The following is a 19,108-nucleotide window of genomic DNA, read 5'->3' on the forward strand; positions in this document are numbered from 1 at the left end:
AAAAAAGAGCCTTCTTAAAAAGAATAGGCTTTTTCACATACTATATAATCCCTAGAATCACCTTTCATTCTTTTTTGCTAATGAGTCTCTTTGTCTTTCACATAATCTTTATGGACGTTTCTTACCGTTTTCTCATTCACTCCTATTGCTCTAGCAACGTCTATAAATTTATTCTTCATAGTCTCCCTTTCTATAAATTTCACAAGCCTTGTCGTCATCAGTCTTTTTTGATCAACACTTTCTAAAGGTTCCCAAAAGCTTGTAAAGCATTCTTTACACTTATACCTTTTCCTGTTAATCTCTAAAATTACTTGTTTTGAACGAATAGGGATATCGACAATCATTTGTTTTCTAGTTCCATATTTATATAAGTTAGCCAATAACAGACAATACGGACAATGTGAGGGATGATTCTTTTTGGCTAACTGAATAATAATACGATGTTCATTCTCGTGGACGCCTTCTATTATATTAAACTCGCTTAATACCTTTGAATAACTCACTCGTTCCACCCTCTTATTCATGTGTATTAACCTCTTTAGAATGAGTATTTGAAAGTTTGTATAAAGGAATTAAGTATATAAGGAAGAGAATACTTATCGTTGCATATGCGATCGTAAGTCCAAAGAATGCAGTCAATAAGCTAGCCATTAATGGACCAACAATCATACCAAATGAATATGCAGTATTGAAGACTGCGAATATGATACCTTGTGAAGTAACACCGGCTTGTTCTGATATATCAGCCAATTTAGGAAGAGCTGGTGTGAGAACGATTCCAAGGCTAACTCCTAACAAGGCAAGTGTGAACGCTTGAGACCCGATGGATTGTGGCAGGGCATTTAACGGTAATACAATTGCAACTAGTACAATACCTAACATGACCGATTTCACATGTCCTATTTTAGTAGACACAATCCCAATAATAGGTGCTATTATTCCATAAAATAGTGGTGGGATAACGAAAAGTAATCCAATCATTCCTGGTGAGGCCTGTAAGTTATTTGTTATGCGTAACGGTAAAGTTGGCTCAATACTCGCAAAAACTGCTGCACCTATTGCTGCGATTCCTGCGATGATAAGAATTTGTCTTTGACGAAGTATGCCAAAAGATGAAACGAACCGCTCAGATTTTGTCTCTGTTATACTTCGAAGACAAAATAAGCTAAGAAGTGCAGTCAATAAGCTGATCCCGCCTGCCACAAAAAAAGGCAACTTATACCCACCTAATTCAAAAAGCCAGCCGCCAAATAGAGGGCCAAATAATACGCCAGCTGATTGGCCTGATATAGCTATACCCATCGCTTTCCCCCGTTCTTCACTTGGGAAAACATCCGCAACAAACGCAAGCCCTGCAGACCAAGGAATTGAAGCAGCAACTCCTTGCAAAGCACGTGCTACAACAAGGAGCCACAAAGTCGTAGACATTGCAAATACTATTGTAGTTACCCCTAAGCCTAGCAGCCCTATCGTAATCATTTTCTTCCTTCCAATTCGATCTGCCAAGGCTCCAGAAAATGGGGTAGCTATGAATAAAGCAATAGCATAACTAGCAAACAATATACCTACGAAAGATTGAGATGCTCCTAGATCAGTAGCATAAATCGGTAGAAATGGTACAACTAAACCATACATTAACATATCGGTAAATATCGCAATTGACACGATGAATAGCACAGTTTTATTTGATGTTTTTTGCTTGTTCTTTACCACTCTTTTCTCCTCCCCTCGCAAACTCGATCATGTCATTAATACATTTCAGTTGCAATTCACATTGGCTATACATATTTTCAAATATTATTTTCACTTGATGTGGTATAGACCCAATCATTTTTTCTTTCTCTGCATAGCCTGACTTCATCGTTTCATAAACATAAATGACTTCGTTTTTCTGTTTTTCCAATGATAATAATATTTCATCATTTGAAATATTTTCTATAAACGTTAACGCTGTATATAAAGCTGTCGGAAATACGACTGAAGATGTTGTCAATGACTCAATGAGTAAACGATTTAATTCAGCTTCTCCTTTCGTTGTAATTCTAAAAATTGACTTCGTTCTTAAGCCTGTTTGTTCAACTGTCTCTAATTCAACCTTTTCTTCTTTTTCTAGTTTTTTCAATGCATGGTAAATGGAAGCAGGCTTCACATTTGCCCACATTTCTGTATTCGATGATTCCATCATTCGTTGAATTTCGTAACCTGACATTGGTCCATTAGCTTTAAGAAGCCCAAGTACCATTGTTCGTGTCATTTAATCACTCCTCTATTTAACTAAACATTTAATACTAAATGTTTAGTATTTGTTAAACATTATAAAGACACACTATAAAAAAATAAAGATATATCTTCATTTCTACTAGATAATCCGATATATCTTTCATATGAACAATGATCATATCCTATTTTTCTAAAATCTCGTTCACAAAAACTCGTTCAGCCATAGAAAATGAATGACTGGTTTGATGAATAAATGATAGCGTTCTTGTGAAATGTGCTTTATTTATTGAAATCGCTACGAGTTCACCACGTTCTAATTCTTTTTCCACTATAATATGTGACAGAATAGCAATGCCAAGATTATTCAGAACCGCTTCCTTAATCCCTTGACTTGAATTAAATATATAAGAGCGCATAATAGATAAATTCCATTCCTTGATTAAATAATCACTATATGCTCGAGTTCCAGAGCCAATCTCTCGAAATATCCAAGTTTGATTATTAAGCTGAGCTGGTAAAATATCATCTTTTGAAGCGATTGGTGATGAAGGAGATGTAACAAGAACCATTTCATCCTCTAAAAAGGGCTTTACAACAAGATCATTGTTTACGATCTTACCTTCTATCAGTCCTATATCTAAACGAGCTTGTCTTATTAACTCTGTTATTTCTTCTGTATTTTTAATCATAACTTCAATATCAACATCTGGGTGTGCAGATGTAAACTGCGCTAAATACTTTGGTAATAAATATTCTCCAATTGTATAACTTGCTCCGATCTTTATGCTTCCACTTACAATATTACTTAAATGATTAATCTCATCTTTCGTATTGCTATACAACGTTAAAATTTTATTTGCGTTTCTATACAACACTTTACCAGCCTTTGTTAATTCAACATATTTTGGAGAACGATAAAGAAGCTGTTCGTTAAATTCTTCTTCTAAATTGCGTATATGTAAACTAATAGTCGGTTGTGAAAAGTTTAAATGTTCAGCAGCTCGAGAAAAGTTTTTGTACTTTGCTACTGTAACAAAAATTTTTAACGCATCAATATTCATCTCTTGTCCTCACTTTACTTTGAACTGAAAGCATAAAATGCTAGAAGATTGTAACAGCATTTAACTTATTACAACTATACAAGATTTTGTAAAAATAAGCAGTTAAAAAAATTTATGTAACATCAGCTTTTATCATATGTAGTTAAATCATGTACACACTTGTAGAAGAAGGCTACGCTGTTATTAGAATTTCCTATGACCATCATAATAATATCTCATTTCCCCTTTTCTTTTTATCAACGTAAGATGGGTTTAAGAAATGAGGTGGTCCTTTTGACATTACTGCAAGAAAATCAGCCGCAAATTCACAGAAAATCACGTATAAAGGAAAATAATCGACCATTTTTTATTGGAGTTTTTTTAACATTTATACTTGCAACCGTTGCTAAATTTCTAGCGACTCTACCATATTTAGAAATGGTAGGTGCATTAGTCATAGCACTAATATTAGGGATCATGTGGCGCTTAGTTTTAGGAGTTGAACAAGATTACTCATATGGAATTGAATTTTCTAGCAAAAAACTTCTGCGCTTAGGTATTATACTTCTTGGGATTCGTCTTAATATAAAATCAATTATTGAGATTGGAGCAAACGTTCTAACTGGATTAATAATCATTGTTGTTCTTACGATTATTGTAATAATGGTGATTAGTAAAAGAGTGAATGTAGATAACAATATTGGATTATTAACTGCGTGTGGGACAGGAATTTGCGGGGCAGCCGCAATTGTAGCAATTGCTCCACAGATGAGGGCAAAAAATGACCAAATTACGATTAGTATTGCTGTAATAGCATTATTAGGAACTTTATTTACACTTATATTTGTACTTATTTCAGATAAGTTGCCTTTATCAGATATCCAATATGGAATACTGTCTGGTTTATCACTTCATGAGTTAGCACATGTAGTTGCTGCCGCAGATGTTCGTGGTAAATCCGCCACGGATATTGCGGTCATTATTAAGCTTACTCGTGTAATGTTATTGATTCCGATAGCAATTTTCATAGGTCACATGTATCGTATGACTAATAACAATCCGGCAGGAAATAAGCTACCATTTCCTTGGTTTGTCATAGGCTTTTTATCTATGAGCATATTAAATACGTTTATTAGTATACCTGTTCAAATAAGTGATTTTCTAGTAGTGGTTGCGTATATTCTTATAGGAACAGCAATGGCAGCCCTCGGTCTTATGATTGATACACAGTCATTCCGTTTGTATGGAATAAAAGCATTTATTGCAGGTTTGGTTGGTACTATTTTTATGGTTGCAATCGCTTATGTCTTTGTCACAATATCTTCTATGTAAGTGAACAGGTATATCTTAAAATTCAATGAAGTAAATTTTAATCCATTCAAAATAACCTTAAATACACAACCAACTAAAAAAGCAGAAACATATTGTTAAATTCAATACGTTCCTGCTTTCTATCAATAATATAATGTTAAGTTATTTTAATACCGGTTGTACGATGGCATTTTCTTTCATAACTTCTGTAAACCATTTAGCACTTTCCTTCGGAATACGCTGTTGTGTTTTATAATCAACATATACCATACCAAAGCGTTTTTCATAACCAAATGCCCACTCAAAATTGTCCATAAATGACCATAAATAGTATCCCTTTAAATTTCCACCTTCTTCAATGAAGCGGTGGCATGCTTCCAGATGTGATTGAACATAAGTAATACGGTCCTTATCATCAACTACTCCTGCCACTAATTCATCTTTCATAGCAGCACCATTTTCAGCGATGTAGATTGGTAGCTCAGTATATTCAGACTGCAGACGTTTTAGTAATACATATAATGATTCAGGGTGTACTTCCCATCCCATATCTGTATGCTCACCCTCTTGCGGGATGTGATTTACCTTTAATAGTTGGTTCTCTTCTCCAGTTGCAACAACTGATCGACTATAAAAATTGACCGCAAGAAAGTCACCTGGGTTATTTATTGTAGCTAAATCATTTTCTTTTATGAAGTCATATTCACCAACTTCACTTTTAAACCATTCAAGCATATCAGTAGGGTACTTACCGTAAAAAATTGGATCTAAGAACCAGCGATTACTATAACCATCTTGTCTTTTTGTTGCTGCTATATCCTCTTCTGAATTAGTTGCAGCGTAAGCAGGCTGAAGATTAAGTACAATCCCTATTTCACCAGGTAGATTCATCTCTTTATATTTATTTACAGCTAAGCCGTGTGATAAAAAGATATGATGCGACGCAATAATCGCCTCTCTCCAATTTTGATGTCCAGGTGCATGGACACCTTCACCATATCCTAAAAATGCCGCACACCACGGCTCATTGTGCGTGAACCACATTGGTACTTCATTACCAAACTCTTTGAATAGAGTAGTAGCATACTCCATATAATAATCAACTATATTTCTATTAACCCAACCACCTTCATCTTGAAGCCATTGAGGCAAATCCCAATGATAAATAGTTAATGCAGGTTTAATATCGTATTTTTTCAACTCGGCCAATAAGCGTTTATAAAAATCTAAACCAGCTTGATTTACAACTGATTTTTCTGGGAATATTCTAGGCCATGCAACAGAAAATCGGTAATGTTTGATGCCTAAATCTGCGAGTAATTTTACATCTTCTTCAATTTTATGGTAATGATCACATGCGATGTCACCATTTTCTCCATTTACAACCTTGCCAGGTACCCTACAAAAGGTATCCCAAATCGATTCTGAACGTCCGTCTTTTTCAGTGGCTCCTTCAATTTGATAAGAAGAAGTAGCTGTTCCCCACACAAAGCCTTTAGGGAATGATTTTTGTGCTAACATTATATTCATCTCCTCTTTCATTAAACGACCAATTGTTCCCATAAAATATAAGTCTTTTTAGCAAAAGGTCATCTTGTTGTCTATTCACCATCTTATGCAGTTTTCAGTATTCGAAAAAGAGTCTCATAATTTATTACAATTTCCGTATTCGTTACAATTATTACCCCTTTACCAGAGCAACGAAACCGCTTTCGATTCACAGTATAATTATCGACGGTTTTCATGATAATGTAAAGGGATTCTATACAATTTTTTATAAAAAAATATTGATATATCAGCTTTTTCCAATATAACTAAATTCCCGAATGTTTTTCGGAACCATCCTAAAATAGATGGGTAACAATAGCTATCCCCTTATCATAACAAACTTATCTATTTTGGTTATGTGTTTATTTAGAATTGTATCATGTTTGGAAGGCTAAATTATCTTTACTCACTTAAGTCGAAGAACTAGCGTGGACAACATAATAATTATTTTCATTTACGTAGGGTAATAAAAGATATTAAAACCTGCTATTATTAAGGCTCTTTCCGTAAACTTTGTTGCCATAGTTACCAAATTCGAAAGATGGTCATCGTTTTCAATTAGAAAAGATAGCACGAAATCTACTTGTATAAGTGATTATTTTTTTTATGAAAAACAACTTTCTATGCGAAAACATCCTTTTATATACAAAAAGGTAGGATGCCCTCCTACCTCACGTTATGATTTTACAGCTCCAGACATCGTACCTTCGATAATATATTTTTGAAGGAAGATATACAAGATTAATAGTGGTGCTGCTACAATTAAAATACCACATGATAGCAACGGCCAGTTATTACCATATTGTCCTTGGAAATTTAATAAACCTGCTGAAATTGACCAAAGTTTACTATCTGATAAGTAGAGGATTGGCCCTAGCAAATCATTCCATGTTCCAATGGCAGTTAATACGATTCCTGTAGCGATAATCGGCTTCATCAACGGCATGATGACCGAAAACATATATCTACCGTAGCCACATCCATCAATACTTGCTGCTTCATCTAATTCCTTACTAATCGATTTAATATAACCAACAAACAGAATGAAAACGACTCCAAATCCTGTTGAACGAATTAAGATATAACCAAGTTGAGTATTATATAGCCCTGTCTCAACCATCAATCTAAACTGAGGAACGAGCGGGTTTGGTAAGAACATTGACATCGTAAAGAAAATATACAATAATCCGCTCCATTTTACATAACCTCTTGCAATTGGAAATGCAGCAAATATGGAAAATATGATAACGATAACAGTCGAGACACCTGTATACAGTAAGGTGTTCCATACGTATGTCGAAAAGGATCCTTGTTCCCATGCATCTAAAAAGTTTTGAAAATTAAAGTTTTCTGCAATTGAGTTCGGACTAATAATAAACTCTGCATTTGTCTTAAAAGCTGTATTTACAACTAAGAGAAGTGGTACAAGATACAGAACTAACATAATAAATACTGTGGAATAACTTAACAATTTAATTGTTTTTGATGTTTTCATAAACTTATCCCACCTCTCTCTTTCGTAAATAATGTTGCGATACAACAACAAAAATTAGAACGATTAAAAATTGAATCATCGATAAAGCTGCTGGTAAACCTAATTCTACAGAATCACTTCTGAAGGTTTCATTATAAACATCGAAGCCTATCGTACTCGTATTAAAGTTTCCTCGTGTTAAAACGATAATAATGTCATAAGTTTGAAGTGCTCCAATAATTGAAAGTAATATATTAACTGTAAATGCTGGAGCGATCATTGGGAAAGTAATGTTTTTAAATGACTGCCAGCTATTAGCACCATCAATATAGGCTGCTTCGTATAGATCCTTTGGAACAGTTTGTAATCCAGCAAGGAAAATGAGCATCGAATAACCCATATACATCCAAATTTGCACAAAGATAATATACTCAAAGGCATGTTCGAAACTTCCGAAGAATGTGTCTGCATAGTCGAATAAGCCGTATAATTTTTGAACTGGTCCATTAATCGGGTTAAACATTAGTTGCCAAATTAGTCCAACAACTGTTACTCCAAGCAATACTGGGACAAAAAATACTGATCTAAAGAACTTATCGCCTTTTAACTTTTGATTTAATACTAAAGCCATTAGTAAACCAACTGAATTTTGAACAATTGTTACAACAACTGCGAAATATATTGTTCTCCATATTGCTTCATATCTCTCAGGAGTGTTCGAAGAGAAAAATATTTCCTTATAATTGTCTAGGCCAATAAACGAAAAACTTTGTCCTGGCACGTTAGTAATGTCAGTAAATGAAAAAATTACCGTGAAAACTGAAGGGCCAAATAAAAAAGTAACATATAATAATAAAGGAAGTAGTAGAAAGAGATATGGATAAAGTCTAGACCTCCCTTTTCCAAAAGGGTACATAAATCTCACCTCACGAGCTTCAATAGCTTGTAGTTTTGGGATAAATTAAGGGCCTGATTTCAGGCCCTTAAGTAGCAGTTATATTATAGAAAGGCTTAGTTTTGTTCAGCCGCTTCCCATTCTTGTTGTTGAATTTCCGCTAATTCTTGAGCTGATTTGATTGGTCCACCTGGTGCAATATATTCAACATGAACACCGGCATTATCAAGATGTTCACCTATGTTTGGTCTATTAATGAACAATTGTTCCCAACCAAGTTTGAACTCTTGTAAATATGGAGATATTTCATTAATAAACTCACTATCAGCTACAACATTAGGTTGTACTGGTAGCATTCCTGAAGCATTAATAAATTCTGTGTAATTTTCTGGCTCAGAGAAAAACTCCATCCATTTTATTGCATATTCTTTATTTGGTGCATTTTCTGGAATTAAATAAGTCATATCATATTTTCCTGCTAGACTTTGATTTTTAGCAGGATCATTACTTCCTGGTACTGGGAAGTATCCAAAATTCAAATCAGGGAAATCTTTAGTTAATTCTGGCGCTTTCCAAGCACCATCACCCATCATCGCTACTTGACCTGAAGTAAATAATGAAGGTAATGTAGCATAATCAATTCCCATAAAGCCTGTGATTGCATAATCCATCATCTTTTGAGCTTTTTCTAATACTTCTAATGCTAACGGATCAGTAAATTTATTGTCACCTGTCCATAAACCTTGAATGAATTCTAATTGATCGTCAAAGATTGAAGCTTGTAATCCTTGAACAGTGATTGCTAAAGGCCAAGTGTCTTTTCCACCAAACGCAAGTGGTGTTACACCATTATCTTGTAATGTGTCTAATACGTTTACGAATTCATCCCAAGTTGTTGGAACTTCTAAACCGTGTTCTTCAAAAATATCTTTGTTATAGTATAAGCCTGTAAATGCAGTTGTACCTACTGGAACACCATACACTTTACCGTCAAACATACCACCATTTTCGATATCAGAAGCGTTATAGTTATCTAAGAAAGCTTCACCAGTTAAATCTGCAATTTGCCCAGCTTCAATCCACTCTTGCCAGTTTGGTACATCTGCTCCTGGTGACCACTCTTGTGGAGATAAGATAAATCCAGATAAGTTAGGGAAAATATCTACGTCTTCAGCAGCTAATCTAGACTGCATTAATTGTCTGTATACATCGTCTGATGCAGTAACTGTGTATTCAATTTCAACCTCAGGATTTTCTTCCATGAAAGCTTCGTTAAGTTCTGTAATATAATCATTTACCGCTTTATTCGTCCAACCTAACATTTTTAATGTAACTTTATCTTTGCCCTCTTCTTCCTTACCTTCATTAGATGTAGATGTTGTTTCATTACTTGTACCCTCATTAGAGCCATTTGAAGCGCTATCATTTCCTGAACAAGCAGCAACACTAAAAATAAGTGCAATAGCTAAAGTAAACATTGCAAATTTAGAAAACACTTTCTTACTCATGTTTCTCCCCCTCAAATATAATTTGTGTATAAAATACTATGTTTTCTGCTTTCATCACTGAAAGCGGTTTCGTTACAATTTCATTATTACTCAAAAATGCCTACTTGTAAAGTCATTTTTTTAAAAAAAATATAGTAAAATTACCTACTATCTAAAAAAGAACGCTATTTATTTATTAAAATAAAGAAAAAAGTCGAAAACGGTTTAGAAACCTCAAGAAGTACATTAGTAGGATCAAAATTGTAATGTAAATCAGTAACGACTTTGAATGCTTTCATCAACTTGTCTATACTCTCCATCCAATTGATATACTCGTACATAATCAATTAGAAATTGTTGCGGAAACAAAGTTGTTTCATCTGGGCTACCTGGCCAGTTCCCACCTACAGCTAAATTAAGCTGTATATAAAAATCACGATTAAATGGTGCCGGATAGTTAAAATCTGCATTTGCATCTTGCAATTTAGAAAACCACTTCTTTTGTTTTAAATATAAAATGCCATCAACATACCAACGTATTTCTCCTGGTTCCCATACAATGGAGAAAACATGAAAATCATCAGAAAATTTTTCCTCATTTGGCAATGTAAAAAAGCCCCCCGTATGCGTCCAAGGTACACCGTAATGAATTGTTCCGTGCACAGTTCCTGGTTTATGACCCAACAGCTCCATAATATCAATCTCACCGGATGAAGGCCATTTCCCATATAATTCATAATCGGTTGGCATCATCCAAATGGCAGGCCAAATCCCTTGTCCTTCTGGTAATTTCGCGCGAATTTCAAATTTGCCATATGTCCAGTCACCTTTACCTTCAGTTGTTAGTTTGGCTGAAGTATACTCCCTATGTTCATAGTTTTCAATATGGGCTTCAATAACTAAATTACCCTCCCCATCTAAACGTGCGTTCTTTTGCCTTGATGTGTAAAACTGTAGTTCATTATTACCAAATCCATTCCCAGCTTCAACGTGATTCCATTTACTTACATCTATGTCTTCACCAGCAAACTCATCAGCCCATACTAAATCCCACTTTTCAGGAGAAACTTGGTCTTTATTTAGCTGAACTAATGCGGCTTTCACGACTTGATTCCTTTCATTCGCTTCATATACTGCTATGTATTTATTAATGCTGGCATCCACACCTGAAATATCGTCACCAGATTGGTATGGATTAATGGACATTTTTCCAGTCGGAACGAACTCCCCTTCACTTCGTTCTAACACTTTGTCCTGTGAAATGAGTACAACCAAATGGTTACCTTCCCCAGGATTACCAATCACTTTCGTTGAGCCATGTGTAGAGCCAGCTTCAACAGCTATCTTTAAGTTATTTATATTCATGCCTTTAGCATATCCATTGTCCAAGTTCATTAACTCCCCTCCACCGCTCAATAAATCTTTTATATAAACGAAACTTATAATGATAAACATAATAATTGCAATGAATGATATTTTTTTCATAAAAGTCCTTCTCTCGTTCATATAGCTTCCTTAAGTGGTTAGATAGAGCTTATATTATTTTAAATTCACATGAAACTGATCAAAGAAAAGCAGAACATCAATTAATGTTCTGCCAAATGAGAGCCACAAGATTTCCGAATGACAAGTTCTGGTTCGACCATTAAGTTAGTTGATTGGACATGATCTTCTATTAAATCTACTAGCATATAGGCAGCTAATTTACCTATCTTATTCTTGTCTTGCTTAATAGATGTTAATGGAGGCTCAGTGTATTTGCATGCATCGATATCATCGCACCCAACAATCGCAATATCTTCTGGCACACGTAACCCTCTTTCTTTAACAGCTCTTAGTGCTCCAAATGCCATCAAATCCGAGGCCGCAAATATTGCTCTAGGTAATGTTTGCGTTTGTAATATCTTCAGCATACATTGGTAGCCACTTTCCTCAAAATAATCTCCGTAGGTAACCCAGTCTTCATTTTCAACTAAGCCAAAGTCAGCCATCTTTTTCTTAAATCCTTCCAAACGATAAGTTGTGACTGGTGAATTTTTAATTCCACCTATGAAACCTATATCTCTATATCCCAATAAATAAAAGTGCTCTACTACCTTTTTTCCTACTTTTACATTGTTGCTCATAATATAAGAAGAACGTTTGCCATCTAATTGCAAATCAACACCAATACATGGTATCTCACTTTTAACTAAATCAAGTATAGAGGATTGGATTTCTTCTCCGCTAATCACAATGCAACCATCTACTTGATAGTGACGACATCTTTCTAAATAATTTTCGTTACCACCATTGAATTTTTCATTAGAAAAAAATAGTAAATCATATCCTAATGATCCAATAGACTTTTTAAAGGAGTTCATAACCTCAATAAAGAATGGATGATTAAAATCAGCATTCACGTTACCTGCGTAAATAACTCCGATAATATTGGACGTTTGCATTGCAAGAGATCTAGCCGAATAAGATGGACGATAACCCGTTTGTTCCATAATATCAAGCACTTTTTGTCGTGTCTCTTCACCTACATCCTTATAATTGTTAATAATTTTCGATACAGTTGCTGGTGAGACACCTGCCATTTTTGCAATATCTTTAATAGTTACTTTCATAGCCAGTTCCCTTTTCTAATATGATTGTCAGTCATACTGACATAAATAAAATCTAGGAGAAAACGTCAAAATGTTAATAAAAAGTGTAGTCTAATTAAGAAGGCTCTTTTCGTAAACTTGCTATAGTTCCCAAAATGGCAAATAAAGATGTCGTTTTAGTTTGTATACGTGTTTTTTGTATAAAAAACAACACCCTATACGAGAACAGCAAATAATAATCAACATATTTGATATTAGACTATTTTATACCTTTGTTCATTTTTTAAGTTACCATCCTCCTCCGAATAGTTTCGTAAATTATATAGTATTCATCAGAATATTAAGCGTTTCCATAGTTTAAGATTAACAGTTTTTTTAAATTTGTAAAGGCTTTTTTAGCTACTAATCTAGGCTTTCCCTTCAATTGTTCATCTTAATTTTACGAAACAAATTCACGAATTCTTTTCGCTTTTTTTATTACTTTGTTGTTATTCCAGGACTTGAATAAAAATCATTACTAGTTGTTACATCATCTTCATTCTAAATGATGAAAATGATTTTTAAGCATGTCCCATTGTCATAATCAATTATCAGCAAAATATAATGTAGCGTAGGCTTATCTCTCTTATTTGACTATAAAATTTAGGAATGGAGGATTACCGTGACAAACAAACATGAGTTAGGTGCAATCATTTTACGGATCGTTTTAGGTATTACTTTTTTTATTCATGGACTTGACAAGTTTCAAACAGGAATTGATCAGGTTTCAACTTGGTTTGACGGTATGGGGATAGCTGGTTTTTTTGCCTATGTTGTAGCATTAGTTGAAGTAATTGGGGGTGCTGCACTCATATTAGGCTTAGGAACAAGAATTGCAGGCAGTCTCCTATGCATTATTATGATTGTAGCAATATTTAAAGTAAAACTCGATGTTGGTTTTACGGGTAATGGGTCTATGGCTGGCTATGAATTAGATCTTGCATTACTAGCTATGGCATTATATTTAGCGATTAATGGAAGTAAGCAATGGTCACTAGATGGTTGGTTTAGTTCATTGAAAGAATCAAAAGTAAATAACCCATCATAGTAGATATTATTTGAACACAAAATTTATTGTACTAAAAAATTTTAGACGGATAACAGTTATGTTATACCGTCTCTTTATTTTTGGCTATTTCCCTACTATCTGTTAGACACGTAGAAAATTTTTCATCAACTTGCTATCTAACTATTCTAATGAGTTTGCGTATACGCAAACAAACATAATAAGGGGCTCTTTACTTAAACCTTGTTGCTTTCGTTCCATAACTAAAAGTTAAAGAAGTCGTACAGTCATCGATTTATAAAAGAAAAGGTGTACAGAAATTTAGTTGTGTTCGTGTTAATACATTGGTACGAACACAACTATCTATCCGAAAACAGCCTAATAAATAAACTGGAGGTTTGACAAATGAAAAAGTATATCATTCTTTTATTTTGCGCTTTTTTAGTTGGAATAACGATCAATTTAAATCAATCATACGCTTCAAATCATTATCCAAATGATTTTAAATTGTTACAACATAATGTTTTTCTTATGCCTACTTATACTTCCAGCTGGGGGCAAAAAGATCGAGCGACTTTTATTAGTGAGGCAGACTACATAAAAGATCAGGATGCAATCATATTTAATGAGCTATATGATAATAACTCTTCGAAAATATTACTTAATAACATAGCGGAAGAGTACCCGTTTCAAACTCCTGTTTTAGGAAGAAGTAAAGATGGCTGGGATGAAACGCTAGGTCATTACTCGAATATAGTTCCAGAGGATGGGGGTGTAGCAATTATTTCTAAATGGCCAATTCTTGAGCAAGTTCAATATGTATTTGAAGAAGGCTGTGGTGTAGATTATTTAGCTAACAAAGGATTCGTTTATGTGAAGGTTGAAAAAGAAGACGATTATTATCATATTATAGGTACCCATGCCCAAGCTGATGATACCGGCTGTGGCAATGATGAGGCAAATAGAATTCGAAAAACACAATTCCAAGAAATAGCAGAATTTATAGCAGACAAGGACATTCACTTAGATGAGGTACTGTTTATCGGCGGTGATTTTAATGTAAACCGGTATAATGTTGATGAATATCAATCTTTGATTGATACTTTAAATGTCAACGAACCTACACAATTTACTGGACATAGTTCAACATTTGATCCGGAAACAAATGAAATCGTTGCCTATAAATTTCCTGATGGAGAGCAAAGGTATTTAGACTATATATTCATAGAAAAAAATCATAAACAACCTGATTTTTGGACTAATGAAGTGCTTAATGTTAAATCACCAACATGGACCGCAATTATAAATAAGTACAATGAATTTTCTGATCACTACCCCGTATATGGATATTCTAATATTGAATAAAACTCTCAACAATAGTTAACATGTATATCGTTAGCATATTTAAAGCCTTCATTGTATACTTACTAAGACATTATATGTAAAAAAATTATAAATGAAGGTGAAAAAATGACTGTAAAGATGAAAGTATATTCAGATTTTGTTTGTCCGTTTTGTTTCTTAGCAAAAAAACCACTTCTAGAAGCAACGAGTGGCAAAGATGTGGAAATCGAATGGATGCCATATGAACTGCGTCCAGGAAATAGTGAACCACTTAGACCAGAAAGCAATTATATTCAAACAGGATGGCAACATTCAGTAAAGCCTCTCTCTGAGCGTATAGGTGTAGAAATGGTCTTACCCGAAATGTCTCCACACCCTCGAACTCATTTAACACACGAAGGGTTGCAGTTTGCAAAAGAAAGAGGTAAAGGAAATGAGTATGCTGACGCAGTATTCCGTGCCTTTTGGCAACTTGAACAAGATATAGGTAATGTTGAAATATTAACTTCAATTGCTGAAAATATTGGTCTTGATGCAATTGAATTTAAAGAATCACTCGTTTCAAGAAAATATGAGCAAGTTCATCAACAGCAACTTCAACACGCTTATACAGAAGCGAATATCCATGCAGTACCAACAATCCAAATAGGAGATCAACAGCTATCAGGTGTGCAATCATCAGAATCAATTGAACGTGCTATTAATAAACAATTAGAAACTGCTAAAACTCCTTCAACTGGGATGAATTGTAGTATAGATGGATGTGAATAGGCAGTCATCTACAGTAGCTCATATAAAGCCGGACTCAATAATACCTACTTAAGATATTATTGGGCTCGGCTGTTTTTGCGTTGAACAGTGTTTTGCTATTAATAAAATTAACGCATGTACATGTATTGTCTTTTCTGTTGGTTAGCCAATAACGTTTTTCTTTCCTCAAAAGGAAGATCTAGGTAGATGCTGAATTATTTTGTAATTTTTTTCAATTCGTCAATTAGTCTATCCTTTGCTAGAATAATAGTAATTTGACAATTAGGTGATTGGATTCTTGGAATTTAGAAAGGGTGTTCATAAGTGAGTTTTTCATTAATTGTCGCTGTAAGTAAAAACGGAGTAATTGGTGTAGATAACAAACTCCCTTGGAATCTATCAAATGACTTAAAATATTTTAAGAGCAAAACTACAGGTAAAAATGTAATTATGGGTAGGAAAACATTTGATTCGATTGGGAAACCTCTTCCTAACAGGGAGAATTATATTTTAACAAGAGAAAGAAATTATCAACAAGAAGGATGTCATGTCTATCATTCTATTAATGAGATCATTAAGTATTTACCCGTTGATAAAGAAAATATAGTTATCGGCGGTGGTGAAGTATATAAATTATTTAGCCCTTATGTTGATAAAATTTATTTAACTAAAGTGGATTTAGTTATAGAAGGCGATGCATTTTTTGAAGTCCCTAAAGGGTTCATAGTTACCGAAGAAGAAAAACATTATGATGAAAACCAGGGAATCCATTATTCCTTTGTAACAATGGAAAAAGTATAAGGATTGCTTTGTTAAATTCGTAATGACTCAAATTTCATAAGAAAGTGGAAGAACCACAAAAAAAACAGTACATTGGGGTGTACTGTAGCTTGTGGTTTTTTATTTTCCATTAATCTGTATTTTGTGAAAGGTGTTGTTGGATAATGCTTTATTCTAAGAGATTTAAATTAAGCGATGCTCATGATTGGGTGGTTTTTATTCATGGTGCGGGAGGAAGTTCAACAGTATGGTATAAACAGTTAAAAGCATTTAAAGAGCACTTTAATGTATTACTAATAGATTTAAGGGGACACGGAAAGTCAAAAGATAGAGGGATTTTGAAAAGAAATTACTCTTTTTCCGATGTAAGTTTAGATATTATTGAGGTATTAAATGGCCTAAACATTAAAGATGCACATTTTGTGGGAATATCATTAGGGACGATATTAATTAGAAATATTGCAGAAATTGAGCCCAATAGAGTTAAAACTATGATTTTGGGTGGTGCTGTTATACGGTTAAACACCCGCGTAAAAACCTTAATGTTCTTGGGAAATGTAGGGAAAAAAATTGTTCCGTATATGTGGTTATATAAATTATTTGCTTGGTGTTTAATGCCTAAAAAAAGACATAAGGAATCTCGGTTGCTTTTTGTTAATCAAGCAAAGAAGCTATGTCAAAAAGAATTTGTTAAGTGGTTTAAGTTAACGAAGGATGTAGTTCCATTGTTGGTGCAGTTTGAAGAAAATGAGTTGGATATTCCTACCTTGTATATCATGGGACAAGAAGATTATATGTTCTTACTTCCAGTAGAGGAAGTAGTGAAGAAGAGCAATCATGCGCAGCTTGAAATTATCGAGGATAGTGGTCATGTTGTGAACGTTGATCAACCAGATAAATTTAATGTACTGTCAATTAAATTCTTGAATACTCTAAAAGGCTATAATAGATATGTCGCAAGTAGATAAACAAAATATGAAGTTAAAAAATTAGAAGCATGGGTTATAAAGTGATAGGAGCAACTGGGGCATCGGGAGTAACTGAACCAGAATCTGTATTTAGTGAGAATAACGTCTCGCGGTACCGTTTTTAGTTGGTGGTATGTATTGTAAGATTTTTCTGTTGCGTTATGACCCCAAGAACGATAAATAGAATCCATTTTGAATAAAAGATTGATCAAAATGGATTCTTTTATTGGGAAGTAGTATGCCATTTTTATAAAAAGTTTTGATCAAAGGTGTTTTATAAAAGATGTTCTTCATATAACAATAAAAACTTGTGGAAACAGGAAAAGCAATCTAAAAAGAGTAACACCTCATCACAATGTAAATGAAGGCGTTACTCTTGTTATTATTGATATTTTTGTAGAATTGACTGTAGTTTTAATGCAAGAGATAAATCTCCCTTGATTTTTAGTTGTCCCATCATAAAAGCTGATGTTGCATTCAATTTACCGTGTATCAGTTTTACTAGATTTTCTCCAGATAACTGAATTGTACAAGATGGATCTTCAGCTTCACCTTCATTGTATGATAGCTCTCCATTTGAAAATGCTACTTGATACGCCCCTTCATCTTCGCCAGATACTTGAAATTGATAAACATAATCAAGTCCTTCAATGTGTTCAGGATTTTCATTAATTTTGTCAGAAAGATTTTTCAACTCTTCTTTTACAGCCATATATTCCACCCCTTTATTAAAATACCAATAAAAATACTGGTAATTTTATTGTAAATGAATACTCATTCATTTACAATAAAATTTGATTATTTCGAATTATTTTTCTGATAAAATTTTGCTGTTTCTTTTTGCACACTCATTATCATCTTGAAAAAATCCAATAATCATCATAATATAGCAATATATCACGTGCTATATACACACTCTTATAATTTTATAATAAGGAGTAGACGATGGTTATTATTAGAGATGCACACCAAGACGACCTTTTGAGTATATTAAACATTTACAATCAAGCAATTATAACTACAACTGCAACTTTTGATTTAACAGAGGAGACACTCGAACAAAGACAACAATGGTTTTCTAAATATGAAAGTGATTATCCTCTAATTGTAGCTACGATTGAAAATAAGGTTGTAGGTTATTGTTGCCTATCAGCATTTAGAGAAAAAGCAGCTTACGCTAAAACTGTTGAATTATCAGTATATGTAGATGAAAATACACGAGGACATGGAGTGGCCACAAAGTTAGTAAATGAAATTTTACAAAGAGCTAAACAAATAGGTTTTCATGTTATCATTTCTGGTATCACAAAAGGAAATGATAGTAGCATTAAACTTCATGAAAAATTCGGCTTTGAATTTATTGGCTCCTTTAAAGAAGTTGGTTACAAGTTTGACAGTTGGCAAGATGTATTATTTTATCAATTAATAATTGACTGAACTCCTCACACTATTAGACCTTCTCTCTTGATTGGAGTGGATGTCAGTTAAGCTGATTTGAGCAACATAAAAAAAGCCGCCATTAAAACACAATGGCGGTTTTTTTGGTTCTATAATAAATGTTGGGGTTTATACACAATTTGAGTGCATAAAAAAGAGCACGATATCACCCATTCTTTTATACTTGAGTTGTCGAGAAACAAGTATGAAATGGGGAT

18 protein-coding genes are annotated in these 19,108 nt (G+C 33.9%); 7 read left to right on the top strand and 11 right to left on the bottom strand.

The genetic code is table 11. From position 1 onward, the window contains the following. Positions 1 to 77 precede the first annotated feature (77 nt). The 4 genes from ACSVDA_RS17110 to ACSVDA_RS17125 form a co-directional block, all read right to left on the bottom strand. Positions 78 to 524 (bottom strand): transposase family protein, encoded by a 447-nt coding sequence (locus ACSVDA_RS17110; RefSeq protein WP_485884622.1) that lies wholly within the window; start codon positions 522 to 524, stop codon positions 78 to 80. Beyond that, positions 517 to 1,713, bottom strand: a complete 1,197-nt coding sequence (locus ACSVDA_RS17115; RefSeq protein WP_485884624.1) for an MFS transporter — start codon at positions 1,711 to 1,713, stop codon at positions 517 to 519. The genes ACSVDA_RS17110 and ACSVDA_RS17115 overlap by 8 nt, the downstream gene beginning before the upstream one ends. Then, complete coding sequence (locus ACSVDA_RS17120) at positions 1,682 to 2,254, bottom strand: PadR family transcriptional regulator (protein ID WP_485884626.1); 573 nt, start codon at positions 2,252 to 2,254, stop codon at positions 1,682 to 1,684. The genes ACSVDA_RS17115 and ACSVDA_RS17120 overlap by 32 nt, the downstream gene beginning before the upstream one ends. 148 nt (positions 2,255 to 2,402) lie before the next feature. Continuing rightward, positions 2,403 to 3,281 carry a LysR family transcriptional regulator gene (locus ACSVDA_RS17125; RefSeq protein ID WP_485884628.1) on the bottom strand — a complete coding sequence of 293 codons (879 nt, stop codon included), beginning with the start codon at positions 3,279 to 3,281 and terminating at the stop codon, positions 2,403 to 2,405. Between the two features lie 273 nt (positions 3,282 to 3,554). Between ACSVDA_RS17125 and ACSVDA_RS17130 the strand changes: the two genes are divergently transcribed. After that, positions 3,555 to 4,592: a YeiH family protein gene (locus tag ACSVDA_RS17130; protein WP_485884630.1), complete on the top strand. Its 1,038-nt coding sequence runs from the start codon at positions 3,555 to 3,557 to the stop codon at positions 4,590 to 4,592. 141 nt (positions 4,593 to 4,733) lie between these two features. Here the strand turns inward: ACSVDA_RS17130 and ACSVDA_RS17135 are convergent, their stop codons facing one another. The 6 genes from ACSVDA_RS17135 to ACSVDA_RS17160 all read right to left on the bottom strand — a co-directional run bounded on the left by ACSVDA_RS17135 (position 4,734) and on the right by ACSVDA_RS17160 (position 12,587). After that, positions 4,734 to 6,092: a GH1 family beta-glucosidase gene (locus tag ACSVDA_RS17135; RefSeq protein WP_485884632.1), complete on the bottom strand. Its 1,359-nt coding sequence runs from the start codon at positions 6,090 to 6,092 to the stop codon at positions 4,734 to 4,736. A gap of 703 nt (positions 6,093 to 6,795) precedes the next feature. Next, positions 6,796 to 7,614, bottom strand: coding sequence for a carbohydrate ABC transporter permease (locus ACSVDA_RS17140; protein WP_485884634.1), 819 nt, complete (start codon positions 7,612 to 7,614; stop codon positions 6,796 to 6,798). 4 nt (positions 7,615 to 7,618) lie between these two features. Further along, the gene (locus ACSVDA_RS17145) at positions 7,619 to 8,509 is read right to left on the bottom strand and encodes a carbohydrate ABC transporter permease (protein ID WP_485884636.1); all 891 of its coding nucleotides are present in this window, start codon (positions 8,507 to 8,509) and stop codon (positions 7,619 to 7,621) included. Between the two features lie 95 nt (positions 8,510 to 8,604). Next, the gene (locus tag ACSVDA_RS17150; RefSeq protein ID WP_485884638.1) at positions 8,605 to 9,996 is read right to left on the bottom strand and encodes an ABC transporter substrate-binding protein; all 1,392 of its coding nucleotides are present in this window, start codon (positions 9,994 to 9,996) and stop codon (positions 8,605 to 8,607) included. Positions 9,997 to 10,248: 252 nt separating this feature from the next. Further along, a complete protein-coding gene (locus ACSVDA_RS17155) occupies positions 10,249 to 11,460 on the bottom strand; it encodes a family 16 glycosylhydrolase (protein WP_485884640.1) in 1,212 nt (403 codons plus the stop codon). Between the two features lie 101 nt (positions 11,461 to 11,561). Beyond that, positions 11,562 to 12,587, bottom strand: a complete 1,026-nt coding sequence (locus ACSVDA_RS17160; protein ID WP_485884642.1) for a LacI family DNA-binding transcriptional regulator — start codon at positions 12,585 to 12,587, stop codon at positions 11,562 to 11,564. A 640-nt stretch (positions 12,588 to 13,227) separates the two neighbouring features. Between ACSVDA_RS17160 and ACSVDA_RS17165 the strand changes: the two genes are divergently transcribed. The 5 genes from ACSVDA_RS17165 to ACSVDA_RS17185 all read left to right on the top strand — a co-directional run bounded on the left by ACSVDA_RS17165 (position 13,228) and on the right by ACSVDA_RS17185 (position 17,453). After that, on the top strand, positions 13,228 to 13,653 hold the full coding sequence (locus tag ACSVDA_RS17165) for a DoxX family protein (protein ID WP_320208220.1): 426 nt from the start codon (positions 13,228 to 13,230) through the stop codon (positions 13,651 to 13,653). Between the two features lie 363 nt (positions 13,654 to 14,016). After that, complete coding sequence (gene sph, locus ACSVDA_RS17170) at positions 14,017 to 14,976, top strand: sphingomyelin phosphodiesterase (protein ID WP_485884644.1); 960 nt, start codon at positions 14,017 to 14,019, stop codon at positions 14,974 to 14,976. Positions 14,977 to 15,081: 105 nt separating this feature from the next. Then, the gene (locus tag ACSVDA_RS17175) at positions 15,082 to 15,726 is read left to right on the top strand and encodes a DsbA family oxidoreductase (protein ID WP_485884646.1); all 645 of its coding nucleotides are present in this window, start codon (positions 15,082 to 15,084) and stop codon (positions 15,724 to 15,726) included. 303 nt (positions 15,727 to 16,029) lie between these two features. Continuing rightward, the gene (locus ACSVDA_RS17180) at positions 16,030 to 16,506 is read left to right on the top strand and encodes a dihydrofolate reductase (RefSeq protein WP_485884648.1); all 477 of its coding nucleotides are present in this window, start codon (positions 16,030 to 16,032) and stop codon (positions 16,504 to 16,506) included. A 143-nt stretch (positions 16,507 to 16,649) separates the two neighbouring features. Further along, positions 16,650 to 17,453, top strand: coding sequence for an alpha/beta fold hydrolase (locus tag ACSVDA_RS17185; RefSeq protein WP_485884650.1), 804 nt, complete (start codon positions 16,650 to 16,652; stop codon positions 17,451 to 17,453). A 382-nt stretch (positions 17,454 to 17,835) separates the two neighbouring features. Here ACSVDA_RS17185 and ACSVDA_RS17190 read toward each other — a convergent pair whose 3' ends face one another. Beyond that, positions 17,836 to 18,165: an SCP2 sterol-binding domain-containing protein gene (locus ACSVDA_RS17190; protein ID WP_320208226.1), complete on the bottom strand. Its 330-nt coding sequence runs from the start codon at positions 18,163 to 18,165 to the stop codon at positions 17,836 to 17,838. A gap of 233 nt (positions 18,166 to 18,398) precedes the next feature. Here ACSVDA_RS17190 and ACSVDA_RS17195 point away from each other — a divergent pair, with 233 nt between their 5' ends. After that, positions 18,399 to 18,890 carry a GNAT family N-acetyltransferase gene (locus ACSVDA_RS17195; protein WP_485884652.1) on the top strand — a complete coding sequence of 164 codons (492 nt, stop codon included), beginning with the start codon at positions 18,399 to 18,401 and terminating at the stop codon, positions 18,888 to 18,890. Positions 18,891 to 19,108 lie beyond the last annotated feature (218 nt).

The organism is Cytobacillus sp. Hm23 (assembly GCF_051842895.1).
Taxonomy (GTDB): domain Bacteria; phylum Bacillota; class Bacilli; order Bacillales; family SM2101; genus Nanhaiella.